The following is a 13,126-nucleotide window of genomic DNA, read 5'->3' as shown; positions in this document are numbered from 1 at the left end:
TTCAGCGGTTCCTGAAGGCGTCGACCGCGGTCGGCAACGTCGGGAAGATTCGGTCCTCTCCGATCCGAGCGAGTAGACCAGCTGCCGCGAGAGCGTCGCGTAAATGTTGCTTGACACGTGCGATACCAAACACGATCCCGCGTTGTGACAGGTCTTCGCGGAGTCGATCAAGAGCGTCGAGTGCAGTCAGGTCAACTTCCACGTTCGCTTCGGCGTTCAAGATGAACCAGTCGACCTGCCCACCGGTTTCATCCACCGCGGCAAGCGCGCGGCTGAGGAAGTCCTGAGCATTCGCGAAGCACAGGGGTGCATCGTATCGGTAGACGACCAGGCCGGGCAGTGGCGCTGCATCTGGATAGTCATCGACGTCATGCATGCCGGCCAGGCCGGGAACGAATCCGAGGACGCTGTCATGCGCATGCGCGATGCGGCGCAGCAAATCCAGGATTGACAGGCCGACGGCGACGAGTACGCCATTGAGCACTCCGAGGCCGAGGACCGCCACAGTGGTTGCGCACGCCAGCACCAGCTCACTGGGCCGGAACCGGGCCAGGCGACGATACTCGGCAACATCGATCATGCGGATCGCCGCATAGATGACCAGCGCTCCCAGTACCGCGACCGGTATGTGCGACAGGGTGTTACGACCGAAAGATGCAACTACCGACACGATCAGCACCACTGCGATCGAATACAGCTGAGTCGTGCCGCCGACTGCACGTGCCAGTCCGGTACGGCTTGCACTGGCGCTGACTGGAAAGGCGCGAACCAGGCCCGCAGCGATGTTGGCTACCCCCAGCGCGCGCAATTCAGTGTTCGGGTTGAGCTCCTGATCGCCAGGCGTCGAGAATGCTCGTGCGGTGAGCACGGCATCGGAGAAGGCCACGATGGAGATTCCGATGGCAGGGAGGACCAGCGCCGACAGGTGGTCTGAGGTGAGATGGGGAAGTCCGATCGCCTGTATCGGCTCTGGAACACTGCCAAGTGTTTTCGCACCGCGGAACCAGTCTGACCGCCATGACGCCAGGATGGTGGCGGCCAGGACCGCAATCGCCGGGCCGGGTAGTTTCGGTGCTCGTCGATCCAGTGTGAACAACAGGGCAAGTACCGATGCTGCCAAGATGAGCGTCGGGACATGTAATCCACGCACTACGTCTGGAATGGCTCGGGCGACAGCGGGTATCCGCTCATCCGGCAGTGGCACCCCGGTGATTCCACCGATCTGGCCGACGAGCATCACCGCAGCGATCCCGGTGATGTAGCCGATCAGAATGGGGCGTGACAGCAGATTGGCCAGGAATCCCAGTCGGGCTGACGAGCCAACCAGGCAAACGAGGCCGACGATTCCAGCGAGTACCGCTGCCAGCGCTTGATGAAGGACGACGTCACCGCCGGCGATCGGGATCAGCACGGTTCCGGTGAGCAACGCCGTGGACGACTCCGGGCCGATGGACAGTCGATTGGAGGAACCGAACAGTACGTATGCGATTTGGGCCACGACGGCACCCCATAGCGCGGTCAGCGGAGGCATGCCTGCCAGCAGTGCGCACGCCATCACCTGCGGAACCAGATAAGCGGCCACCGACGCACCCGCGACGAGGTCGCCGCGAAGCCAGCTGAATTGATACGACCTGAGCTGCGCGACAATCGGGGACCAGCGCATGGCGCGGCTCGTGATCGTCATGTTCGCTCGATCGGATCCATGCGATTGAGCTTGCCCACACCATCTCGGTTGTCGCTAGTGACTTAGGTCAGAACTCTGTGCGCGGAGTTCAGCGCGGTAGCGAAGTCGGACATCGGCCATGGATCGAGTCAGCCTGAAGGCTTCCGGCATTGTGCCAGAGGACCTTTGACCCGTGTAGTCGCTGTCGGAGCGGCGCACCATCTAGAAATGATCTGTCCCGAGTACCGAGTCGGTAGGGAGTGCTACCCAATGGTGGTACCCAACAGCGAGGGCACACAGCCATCCTCCATTGCCGATGACGTCGGCTGCGTACCAGGCGATCCGGTGAAGGATGACCGCCAAGGGCGGACCGTACTATCGCTTGCTGCGGTGCTGATCGTCGTGATGGTGGTCGTGGCCTGGATGTTTCATGGCTTCTCGCTTGCTCGCCTGATATTGCCGGATACCGCTGCAGCACCGCCAGATCGGCCTGCGGCTGCGGCGAACTTTCCATCGGACGGGAAGCAGTTGTACGCGTGGCTCGCCCAGCTCGAAGGGCCGCTCGATGCATTGCTCGTCCAGCGGGACAACATATCTACTGCCGCGGCCAATGCTGATGCGACCGGAATTCAGCGAGCCTGTGAGGCTGGTCGGGGAACCTTGCCGCGACTGCAGAAACTGTTGCCGGGTCCCGATCAGGCGGTGAATACCGCGCTGCAGCGGACGATCGATGATTACGGCGTCGGATTCGACAATTGCCTGGCGGGAGTTCTGAATCAGGACGCGGCGGCGGTCGAACTGGCTGCGGTCTATCTTCACCGGGCGAACAACGATCTGCGAACGCTGATGGCAATAATCGCACGTGATCTGCCGGACTCCGGACCGAACGATTCGGATGTCATACAGATATGAGCCAACCGGTACTGAGGGGGGTATGGCCGCAATCGGTGGACACTGTCTACTTCGACACCGCGAGCCATGATCTGGCTGCGCACCGCGTGTCTTTGAGGCGCTGTACCGGCGGCGGCAACGCGGGCTGGCAACTGACACTGCCGGCAGGACCCAACGCCGACACGCACACCCGAATTCCTTTGAAGGGCGATGACGAAAGCGTCCCTGACGCGCTGCGAGACACCGTGTTGGCTATTGTCCGCGACCGTCCCTTGGTGCCGGTGGCTCCTGCTGGAACCGGCCACCGGGTATCGAAACAAGCTGTGCGCAAGCTGGACTCGGCGCACCGAGCGGTCAGTGAGCAGATCGAGAAGCTGCTGGAGTGGGACCGCGCGGTGCGCGTCGACGCGCCGGATGGGGTGCATCAGATGCGGGTCACGATTCGCACGATCCGCAGTCTCCTACAGGCTTCACCGGCAGCGTTCGGACTGGCGAACGACGCTTCGCTGCTCGAAGAGCTGAGAGAGTTGGCCACTGTGTTGGGCATGGCTCGCGACGCCGAAGTGTTGGCCGACCGATATCAGCGGGCCCTCGACGAGTTGCCCGCGAAGCTGATTCGTGGCCCGATCCGCGACCGTCTGATCGATGGTGCCCACGACCGCTATCGGACGGGGCTGCGGGCATCGGTCACTGCGATGCGCTCGTCGCGGTACTTCAGGCTGCTTGATGCCCTGGACTCGCTGACGGGGATTCAGTCGTCGGCCGCAGCGACCCCGGTGACACCGTCGGCCGCCAAAAACATCGCAGATGGCTACGAGCGCATCCGCAAGAGGGTCAACGCGGCGGCCACCGCCGACGCTGAGCACCATGACGTGATGCTGCACCGTATTCGCAAAAGTGCCAAGCGTTTACGCTACATCGCGGCAGCCGGTGGAGCGACGAAGGTGTCTGACGCCGCGAAGGTCATCCAGACGCTGCTCGGCGATCACCAGGACAGTGTCGTGAGCCGCGCCAACCTCGCTGAACAGGTCGAGGCAGCCAATGCGGCGGGGGAGGACACCTTCACCTATGGCTTGTTGTACCAACAGGAAACCGACCTCGCTCATGACTGCGAGCGGGAACTGCCCGCCGCGCTGAAGTCTCTCAAAAGGGCCGTTCACACGGTTGTGTGATTCGACATGGGGTCACCGTCGACTCCTGCGTCAGCCGGGCTCGCTGTCGAGTGTCGACTTTGCCGCTGTCAGGCGCTCTCTCGCGGCATCGGTCAGGGCAGGGTACTTCGGCTCCATCCCACGCAGCGACTGCACCAGCACAGCTGAGGTGGTCAAGTGACTGAACCATTTGTGGTCGGCAGGAACGACGTACCACGGCGCCCACGCGGTGCTCGTGTGGGTGAGCATTTCCTGGAACGCGAGTTGATAGTCGTCCCAGTGCGCGCGCTCGGCCAGATCATTCACCGAGAACTTCCAGTTCTTCTGCGGATTCTCCAGGCGTTCCAGAAATCGGCGCTTCTGCTCGCTTTTCGAGAGATTGAGGAAGAGCTTCACGATGACCGTCCCGTTGTCGTGAAGGTAGCGCTCCCACTCGTTGATTTCCTGAAACCGTCTGTGCCACAGGTGATGGAGTTCGGTGGATGCGACCGGTGGTTCCAGCACTTCGGGGTGCACTCTGGTCGTCAAGACCGCCTCGTAATAGGACCGGTTGAACACCGCGATGCGCCCGCGCTCGGGTAACACCCGGTGATAGCGCCACAGGTAGTCGTGGGCAGACTCGATGGGCGTGGGTTCCTTGAAGCTGTACACGTCGACACCAACCGGGTTGAGCCCGCTCATGACGTGCTTGATCGTGCCGTCCTTGCCCGCGGCGTCGATCGCCTGGAGTACCACGACCAGCGCGTGCTCAGCAGCGGCGAAGAACCGATCTTGCAAATCCAGCAGTAGCGCCTTCGCCTCCGCAAGCTCAGATTCACCACTGTCTCTGGCCAGGCCGGGCGTGTGTCGTCCGGGGTCGTGGTCTCGAGAGAGGTTGACGTGTGAACCGGGAGTGACCCTTGCCGCGTCGGCCAGGGCTTGCCAGTCAGGGTGACCGTCGACGCGCGTGGCCGCGGGCTGAAGGTGTTGACCCTCAATGGAACTCGGTGCTGTGGGTTTCATGGTCTGTCGATTGTGCGGTTGGTTGTCGCTAGCCGGTGCAATCGAGAGAAACCTTGATCGTCTTGCTGATGACGATGGTGGTGGCGTGAGAGTTCTGGCCCCCAGGGGTCGAACGGTCGGTGCGGGTTTGAATGACGGGGTCCCAGACGTTCTGCACCGTGCATTTGTCCATCGGTGCACCGCCCACGCGCTCCAGTTGCACGCTGTATCCTTCTTTTTCCAACTGGGCGATGGTGCCGGCTGCGCCGGTATCTGCCATCCAGGAGAAACCACCACTGCCGGTTGCGAGGCAACGTAGTGCCTCACCGGAAGGGCCCTTCGCGGTGTCGTTCAAGTTGACCGCCATACACGGCTGACCTACGGCAGGGTCTGCACCGCCGCTACCTTCGTCGGCGCAGACCGGGGACGCGAACAAGACTGTGCTGAACACCATCGCTGTTGCGGCGCTCAGATGCTCGGTTTTCATCGTGACTCCCTTGTGACGACGTGTCGTTGGGACTAGACCGCCCGGGGCAGATCCCGAATGCCATCGGCTGTGGTCTGGGCGGATGCGGCCGATCGGTGGTTCGGAGCCCACCCGATGACGGTGAGGTACAGCCCGATCAATGCCATGACGACGAGGCTGATGGTCCACCACGGTGCTCGGGTAAACGCGTCTTGTCCCACGGAAAGGTATGACTGCGGGAAGGTCATCAACGCGATTCCCTTGGCCACCGTCATCCATCCCAGGACTGACACGGCAGCTGCGGCAAACCCGCGCCAGTACGGATGCAGCGCGATCACGACCAGTCCCATCGGTAACACGAATGCACCGGTGATCCAGGGCCAGACGGAGCTTCCGTCAAACGCATTCATCAGAGTCTTGACGTAGCCGGGCCGGGTCACGACCGTGCCGGACGCGATGAGGAGATACGGTCCGAGTACCCGAGCGAACATGCGGGTCCGGTACTCGATGGGGTGGGATGTGCTCATGGTATTGATTTCTCTTCGGCTTGCTATTCCGTTGGGGTAGCGGGCTATTGCTCGGTGGGTCGGCATCGCATCGAGCCGAATCACGTGAATGGAGCATCGTCGTCGAGCCACGAGACCACGTCGGCCAGGGGCCGGCGCGGGGTCGCGGGCAGCGGATCGGCATTCAGCGGCGCCCAGCCGACGCGAATGAGCATCTGGGGGAACAGTTCGTCACCAAAAACGTCCGTTCCGACGATTTTCCGGCAATCAGGATTCTCCAATGCCTCGGTGACCGGGCAGGTCGACAGTCCTTGTGCGGTCGCGGTGAGCAGAACTGCGCTGGTGGCTTCACCGGCCCGGAGCCGATCGAGTGGAGTGTCCGTTGACGTGCCGAGGGCCAAGAGTAATCCGTTGTCGTCCGCTGCGGCCGTCCCCGCGGGTTGGCTGAGCATGGGGCCGGCGAAAATACGGCTGGGGACAGCGGCTCCCTGGTCGGGTGTCGGCGTACTGCGAGCGGGCACGCCGGCCACCGAGGCGTAGCGCCCGCTCCACGTTGTGAGTTCGGTGAGATACTCGGTGTCGTGAACGTGCTGTGAAACCGCTTGCCGCAGTGCGGTGACCAAGACGTCATTGAGGTTTACCCGACGCAGCCCGATACCGAGGCGGGCGGCGCGGGCAGTCATCAGGGCGACGTCTCCGAGTGCAACCGGCCATCCGCTGTAGTAACGCCGGTCGGTGCGACGCCGGGGAATCGCGGCGGCGAGCGCGATTTCGGGTTGTTGTGGAGTGCACCGAACGACTTCGATCGCGGCGAGGTGGTTGGGCTCAGCAGGATTCGGGAACCTGTGGATGGTCGGTTGCCAGCCCAGCGCGTAGAGGGCGACCGCCGCGTGATGCAGTGCCGCACCACAACTGATCAGCAGATCGCGGCCGTCGGGATCGGTGTGCACCAGATGCAGTCCCTCCTCGGCGTACAGTTGCACGCTGTGCGAGCCGATCCGCCACCGCCAGGGCTGGGTGTTGTGGACCGAAGGCGCACGCGTTGCGAGCGCCATGGCTGCGCGAATGGTCTCGCGGTCGGGGAACGTGGTGGACATGTTCTTCACCTCACAGCACATGTGGCAGACAGCGATGCAGTCAGGTCGACTTCCACGGTGAGCATCTCGTCGTCGCGACGCTGAATGCACGGCCAGCCGGCGTCTGCGATGACCCGGCGCACAGCGCGATTCTGCGGTAGCACGTCAGCAACCAGGCGTTGTGTTCCTGCGGATCTGGCATAGTCACCGAGCCGCCTCAGTAGCACCGTGGCGATCCCGCGGTGATTGCGGTGCGCGACCACGATGGAGATTTCCCCGGCACCGAACTCGCCGGTGGCGACATACTTTCCGACGGCAACAAGGTCGTTGCCGTCGAAGGCGCCGAGTGAGACGTTGCCGGGTACATACTCGGTCACGGAGTGTTCCCATGCGGCCAGATACATCGCGCCGTAGGTGAAGAACCGGAGGTAGAGTCCATCACCGCCGAGGTTGCCGGCGAGCGCCATGACTGCGGGGAAGTCATCGGGTTCGAGATCGCGCACAGTGATCTTCTCTCCGCTCCAGGGCGTTTCGCGACATTGCCACGCCGGCGCCGAGAAGGTGGCCGGTGGCAGGTACCCGACCGGAGTGTGCTCGATCTTCATAAAGCGATCCTGCAGGTGGCGCGGTTGCGTCCATCAAGGTGGTGTACGAGTCGGACCTGATCAGCGGTACCGGCGTGTCGTAGCCGAGTGATTGAAGGTCATCGCGTGATTCTTCGAGAGACCGTCCAAAGTCACTCGAGCAAAGGAATCGACGCGATGACCACTGCCCACAATATCGATCTGCCCACTGTGCTGGCCGAACGACTCACCACTGCCCATCCCGACGTGCTGCGCGAGCTGCTGGCCACGTTCATCCACACCCTGATGGGCGCCGAAGCCGACGCCCTATGCGGTGCCGGCTACGGCGAACGCTCGGCTGAGCGCAATTCCCGCAACGGCTACCGACACCGTCAATTCGACACCCGTGCAGGGACTTTGGATCTTGCGATCCCGAAGCTGCGGCAAGGATCCTACTTCCCGGACTGGCTGCTGGAGCGCCGTAAACGCGCCGAGCGGGCCCTGACCACGGTGGTGGCGACGTGTTACCTGCTTGGTGTCTCGACGCGGCGGATGGACAAGCTGGTCGAGACCCTGGGCATCACGTCGTTGTCGAAGTCGCAGGTGTCGGTGATGGCCAAGGAACTCGACGCCGCCGTGGAGGCGTTCCGGACCCGGCCGCTCGATGCCGGCCCGTATACGTTCGTCGCTGCGGACGCTCTGGTGCTCAAGGTGCGTGAAGCCGGCCGGGTGGTCAACGTGCACGCCCTGATCGCCGTCGGGGTCAACGCCGAGGGCTACCGCGAGATCCTGGGAATCGATGTCACGACCGCTGAGGACGGGGCGGGCTGGTTGACGTTCTGGCGGTCGTTGACCGCCCGCGGCCTGTCCGGGGTCAAACTGGTCACCAGCGACGCCCACGCCGGGCTGGTCGCCGCCATCGGGGCCACCCTGCCCGGAGCGGCGTGGCAGCGCTGCAGAACCCACTACACGACCAACCTGATGTCCGTCACTCCCAAGAGTTCGTGGCCCTGGGTGCGCACCCTGCTGCACTCGGTGTTCGACCAACCTGACGCTGAATCCGTTGCTGCTCAATATGATCGGATCATCGACGCATTGTCCGACAAGCTGCCCAATGTCGCCGATCACCTCGAAGCGGCGCGGCCGGATCTGCTGGCGTTCACCGCGTTCCCCAAGCAGATCTGGCGCCAGATCTGGAGCAACAATCCCCAGGAACGACTCAACAAGGAGATCCGCCGGCGCACCGACGTCGTGGGCATCTTCCCCGACCGCGCGGCCCTGATCCGTCTCGTCGGAGCAGTGCTGGCCGAACAACACGACGAATGGGCCGAGTCGCGGCGCTACCTCGGCCTCGACGTTCTGAGCAAATCACGCACCGTCAACGACACCCCAACCGAACAGGAGGCTACCCCCGCGGCACTGCCCGCCTGACCCAACTACCTCGAAGAATCACACGACGACGTCATACACCACGTCCCTGGACTTGACCGGTGGCGCCACGCGATTGACAGTGCCATTGGTCACTTGCGCAGCAGCCAGGAGCACGGCGGTATGACGCAGAATCGATGCCCATCGTCATTGGAACGCAAGGACATTGGTCTCTGCCTGAGGGCGGCTCCTGGGTCGCAAACTAGGGGTCGCATGCAGCGCCACGTCGCGCGAGACCCAACCGAGGAGTCCGCCATGGACGAGTACACCTGGAGCCCGTTCGCTGAGGTATGGCACCGAAACGTCATGTGCTTTTCCCGAAGCCCACTGGTGCGTCGCAGCGACCGTCTCGAAGCCGGTGCGCGACTGGCGGCGTTGATCTTTGCGCTTGTTCTGATCGCCCCGGTCGCGGCGTTCGGCACATCTGTCTACGACCAGCAGAGGCAGGCGTTGGCGCGGCAATCTGTCGAGTGGCACACCGTCGACGCAACTGCTCTAGAGAACAGCAGCGTCATATCGCGTATCGGGGCGGTTGATTTCCGATCGCACGTCAGCTGGCGCGCCGGCGGATCCGACCACAGTGCCTGGTTTGTCGGGCCCCAGAATTTGAAGTCCGGTGATCGGACATCGGTTTGGGTGAACAGCCGGGGTGAATACGTTGGCCCACCGCAGACCCGCGATGAGGTGTCTGCCGCGGCTTTCGGTGCGGCAGCCATGATGTGGTTGGGGTTCACCGGAAGCCTTTACCTGGCCGTCCAGGTCTTGCGCTGGTGGCTTGACCGCAAGCGACATGCGGGTTGGGCTGCCGAATGGCATGAACTTGATCGGGACGGTGGCGGGAGAAAGGACCGCTACCGCAAGTAGCTCACGGCAGAGGTGCCCACCACCGCAGCACCGTGCCGCCATCTTGGGCTGGCTCGATCGACATATCACCGCCACTGTCCATGGCTCGTCGGCGCAAGTTCGTCAGACCACTCTCGGTAATAACCTCGGCCAGCCCCTCGCCGTTATCGGTCACCTCGATGTGCAAGTCGTCGGTGACGGTGACGGTGACGCTGATCGCGCTGGCGTTGCCATGACGGACGGCGTTGCTCACCGCTTCCCGGACCACCGCTTCGGCATGGTCGGCCAGGTCCGGTTCGATCACCGATAGTGGGCCGTCGTACCGGACAGTGGTGTGTAGTGCGTTGCTGGAGAATGCGGACACGGCGGCGTCGAGTCGCTGTCGGAGTCGGGTGGTGGTGCTCGAGCCGCCGTGGAGATCGAAGATCGCCGTGCGGATTTCGGTGATCACGTCCTGTAGGTCGTCGACGCATTTGGTAATGCGTTGCTGCACATCGCTGGAGCGCGCGCGGGGGACCGCGCCTTGCAATGTGAGCCCAACGGCAAACAATCTCTGGATGACATGGTCGTGCAAGTCGCGGGCGATTCGGTCCCGATCGGCCAAGATGTCCAATTCGCGCATCTGCCGTTGGCTTGCCGCAAGTTGCCAGGCGAGCGCGGCCTGATCGGCGAAGGCAGCCATCGTGTCCACCTGGTCGTCGGTGAACGGCTGCCGGGCCGTACTCCTCAGCAAAACCAGGATGCCGATGACGGTCCCGGTGGTGCGCAGCGGTAGAACGAGCGCATGTGCCATGTCGAGCGCGATGTCAGCGGGGAGGTCGGCGGCTTCGCAGCGCGACGGAATTCGTTGGCGGAAGGCATCGGCGACCGGCCCGTCGGTCACCGGGATTTGTAGTGCGGCAGTCGACCGAGCGTCGCCGACGATGTCAATGACCTGCAGCTTCGTGATCTCGTTGCTTGGCACGTCGTCTTCCTCGGGGACCGCCATCAGCGCGATATCGGCATCGGTCAGCGAGCGCGCTTCTTGGGCGATGAGTCGGAACACCTCGGCCGGCGCGGTGCCAGACAGCAGCGCGGTACCGATATCGCGAGTGGCCTCGATCCAGGCCTGGCGACGTTGCGACTGGTCGTAAAGGCGGGCGTTGTCGATAGCGATGCCGGCAGCGGCCGCCAGTGCTTGAGCCAGCACTTCGTCGTCTTCGCCGAATGGCTGCCCGGATGTTTTTTCGGTCAGATACAGGATGCCGAAAACCTTGTCGCGGATGCGTACCGGCACGCCAAGGAAGGTCCGCATGGGCGGGTGATGCTCGGGAAACCCCACAGAAGCGGGGTGCGTGCGAATATCCTCCAGCCGAATGGGTTTCGGCTCATCGATCAACACGCCGAGCACCCCGCGGCCTTGGGGCAGCGGCCCGATCTTGCAGCGGGTCTCCTCGTCTATACCTTCGTAGACGAACTGCACAAGCTCGTGGTCGGTACCGCGCACTCCGAGGGCGCCGTAGCGTGCGTCGATCAGTTCGATTGCCGTGTGGACGATGGTTCGCAACGTCTCATCCAGTTCCAGACCGGATGTCACGGTGAGCATCGCTTCGACCAGCCCATCGAGGCGGTCGCGGCCGTCGATGATCTGCTCCACCCGGTCCTGAACTTCGCTGAGGAGTTCACGCAACCGCAGTCCGGACAGCGTCGCCCGCAGCGGATGGTCAGCGCCGCTGCCGCCATCACTCATCAGGTAATTGTGTCATCGCAACAGAAGTGCGGCGCGATTTGTCGGTAGTTGCGGGTCAGTCGTGGTCAATTGTCCGAAAGCTGGGGTCTGTCCAGTTTCGACACGAACACCGCAGCCTGGGTCCGCCGCTCCATGCCAAGTTTGGCGAGCAGACGCGACACATAGTTCTTTACCGTCTTCTCCGCCAGGAACATCCGCGCGGCGATCTGCTTATTGGTCAACCCTTCACCGAGCAGATCCAGCAGCACCCGCTCCTGGTCGGTCAGGCCCGACAGGGGGTCCGACCGTTCGGCGGCGTTGCGCAGCTTGGCCATCAACGCTGCCGCGGCGCGATTGTCCAACAGGGACCGTCCCGCGCCGACGGCTTTGATGGCCTCTGCCAGTTCCATGCCCTTGATGTCCTTGATGACGAAGCCGCTCGCGCCGGCCAGGACCGCATCCAGCATGGCCTCGTCAGAAGTGAACGAGGTCAGCATCAGGCAACGAAGGTCGGGCAGACGGGACAGCAGATCACGGCACAGCTCGATGCCGTTGCCGTCCGGGAGGCGCACGTCGAGCACCGCGACGTCGGGCCTCAGTGCAGGAATCTGGGCCATGGCATGCGACACCGACCCGGCCTCACCGATGACCTCCAGGTCAGGGTCCGCACTCAGCAGGTCGATCAATCCACGCCGCACGACCTCGTGGTCATCGACGAGAAAAACAGTGACCATTCAGATACCCTTCCGGATGCCGACGTACTTGTATGCGTTCAATTATCCCTCACGATAGGCCAGTCAGCGGTTACAAGCGCTGGTTATGCTGGCAAATCAATACGCTGCAGTTGACCTGACTCGGAACCGCGCGCGCCGTCCCGACGATCTCTCCCAAACCGGGCCGGCGATGCCTGCTGATGACCAGTAGTTGGATCGAATCAGCATGGTGCTCCAGATAATTCATCGTTGAAACGTTGACGGTGACCGGATTGAACTCGATGTCCGGGTTGGCCAGGCGGTGGCGCGCAAGCCGCTTGTCCAAACGCGCGCGGGCGTTCTCATCCGGGATGTGCTCGTGAACGTCCGCCAGCTTGGTCGTCGACGTCGCCAGCACCGTCAGCGGGGCACCGCGCAGCCGGGCTTCAGTAATGCCGGCGTCGAGAACATTGACGCTGTCCGGACTCTCGTCGATCTCTACGACCACGTGCCGGGGACCTGCTGACCGATGCTGACCGCCGCTGCGAACGATGGCAACCGGGCACAGCGCCGAGGTCGCCAAATTCGCTGCGGTGGAGCCGAGCCGGGACCCTGTCGCATGGGCGATGCCGAGGGAGCCCATGCAGAGGAGATCGGCTGATCGGGCCGCGTTCAACAGCACCCTGGCGGGGTGCCCCTGCAGAACTTCCCACTCGATCTTCACCGGTTTCTCGGCTGACTCGACTGCGACCAGGGTCCGGCGGACAGACACGTCGGCACAGGCCAAATCTCGGGCTTCCTGTTCGGGATCGATGTCGCCATGGCCACGTGGTTCAACCACATAAAGCAAACGCAGAGGCACATCGCGACTGATCGCTTCGTCGATGGCCCACAGGGCAGCGTTCACCGCCCACTGTGAGCCATCGATGCCGACCACCACGGCTGACGACGGTGACGCTGATTTGTACATCTCCGTACTCTCCTGAACTCACCCAGCTGACTATTCGTCGACGGTATGTGTCGTGATGCCGGCGGTGGCAGGGGAATTGGTCCCTAGTCACGCGACACAGTGACCTGCGGCGGCGGGACTGTCGGCCGCGACCGCGGGTCGATGTGCTCTAGCCCGCAACCGGTTCTGACGCCATCGTCGATGACATG

13 protein-coding genes are annotated in these 13,126 nt (G+C 63.1%); 4 read left to right on the top strand and 9 right to left on the bottom strand.

The features are described 5' to 3' along the window. Position 1: 1 nt before the first annotated feature. Positions 2-1,684 carry a SulP family inorganic anion transporter gene (locus tag G6N59_RS04165; RefSeq protein ID WP_138230972.1) on the bottom strand — a complete coding sequence of 561 codons (1,683 nt, stop codon included), beginning with the start codon at positions 1,682-1,684 and terminating at the stop codon, positions 2-4. Between the two features lie 249 nt (positions 1,685-1,933). Between G6N59_RS04165 and G6N59_RS04160 the strand changes: the two genes are divergently transcribed. Continuing rightward, complete coding sequence (locus G6N59_RS04160; protein ID WP_138230971.1) at positions 1,934-2,575, top strand: hypothetical protein; 642 nt, start codon at positions 1,934-1,936, stop codon at positions 2,573-2,575. Continuing rightward, the gene (locus tag G6N59_RS04155; RefSeq protein ID WP_138230970.1) at positions 2,572-3,726 is read left to right on the top strand and encodes a CYTH and CHAD domain-containing protein; all 1,155 of its coding nucleotides are present in this window, start codon (positions 2,572-2,574) and stop codon (positions 3,724-3,726) included. The genes G6N59_RS04160 and G6N59_RS04155 overlap by 4 nt, the downstream gene beginning before the upstream one ends. Positions 3,727-3,756: 30 nt before the next feature. On the opposite strand, the gene G6N59_RS04150 is transcribed toward G6N59_RS04155, so the two are convergent. The 5 genes from G6N59_RS04150 to G6N59_RS04130 all read right to left on the bottom strand — a co-directional run bounded on the left by G6N59_RS04150 (position 3,757) and on the right by G6N59_RS04130 (position 7,339). Beyond that, entirely contained in the window at positions 3,757-4,707 is a 951-nt protein-coding gene (locus G6N59_RS04150) for a PPK2 family polyphosphate kinase (RefSeq protein WP_138230969.1), read from the bottom strand. Between the two features lie 28 nt (positions 4,708-4,735). Then, a complete protein-coding gene (locus G6N59_RS04145; protein WP_138230968.1) occupies positions 4,736-5,173 on the bottom strand; it encodes a hypothetical protein in 438 nt (145 codons plus the stop codon). A 32-nt stretch (positions 5,174-5,205) separates the two neighbouring features. Continuing rightward, complete coding sequence (locus tag G6N59_RS04140) at positions 5,206-5,679, bottom strand: hypothetical protein (RefSeq protein WP_234884271.1); 474 nt, start codon at positions 5,677-5,679, stop codon at positions 5,206-5,208. An 80-nt stretch (positions 5,680-5,759) separates the two neighbouring features. Beyond that, positions 5,760-6,755 carry an Acg family FMN-binding oxidoreductase gene (locus G6N59_RS04135; RefSeq protein ID WP_138230967.1) on the bottom strand — a complete coding sequence of 332 codons (996 nt, stop codon included), beginning with the start codon at positions 6,753-6,755 and terminating at the stop codon, positions 5,760-5,762. Positions 6,756-6,760: 5 nt separating this feature from the next. After that, on the bottom strand, positions 6,761-7,339 hold the full coding sequence (locus G6N59_RS04130) for a GNAT family N-acetyltransferase (protein WP_138230966.1): 579 nt from the start codon (positions 7,337-7,339) through the stop codon (positions 6,761-6,763). Positions 7,340-7,495: 156 nt separating this feature from the next. On the opposite strand from G6N59_RS04130, the gene G6N59_RS04125 reads away from it, so the two are divergent. After that, a complete protein-coding gene (locus G6N59_RS04125; RefSeq protein WP_163910946.1) occupies positions 7,496-8,728 on the top strand; it encodes an IS256 family transposase in 1,233 nt (410 codons plus the stop codon). 120 nt (positions 8,729-8,848) lie between these two features. Further along, positions 8,849-9,589, top strand: coding sequence for an Rv1733c family protein (locus G6N59_RS04120; protein ID WP_138230952.1), 741 nt, complete (start codon positions 8,849-8,851; stop codon positions 9,587-9,589). A 1-nt stretch (position 9,590) separates the two neighbouring features. Here the strand turns inward: G6N59_RS04120 and G6N59_RS04115 are convergent, their stop codons facing one another. From G6N59_RS04115 to G6N59_RS04105, 3 genes are all read right to left on the bottom strand, one after another. Next, positions 9,591-11,297, bottom strand: a complete 1,707-nt coding sequence (locus G6N59_RS04115) for a GAF domain-containing sensor histidine kinase (protein WP_138230951.1) — start codon at positions 11,295-11,297, stop codon at positions 9,591-9,593. Between the two features lie 65 nt (positions 11,298-11,362). Next, positions 11,363-12,010 carry a hypoxia response regulator transcription factor DosR/DevR gene (gene dosR, locus G6N59_RS04110; RefSeq protein ID WP_138230950.1) on the bottom strand — a complete coding sequence of 216 codons (648 nt, stop codon included), beginning with the start codon at positions 12,008-12,010 and terminating at the stop codon, positions 11,363-11,365. A gap of 70 nt (positions 12,011-12,080) precedes the next feature. Continuing rightward, on the bottom strand, positions 12,081-12,908 hold the full coding sequence (locus tag G6N59_RS04105) for a universal stress protein (RefSeq protein ID WP_163910939.1): 828 nt from the start codon (positions 12,906-12,908) through the stop codon (positions 12,081-12,083). Positions 12,909-13,126: the final 218 nt, after the last annotated feature.

The organism is Mycolicibacterium aubagnense (genome assembly GCF_010730955.1).
Lineage (GTDB): Bacteria > Actinomycetota > Actinomycetes > Mycobacteriales > Mycobacteriaceae > Mycobacterium > Mycobacterium aubagnense.
The sequence above is the reverse complement of the archived record's forward strand: the minus strand, read 5'-3'. Positions and strand labels throughout refer to the sequence as shown.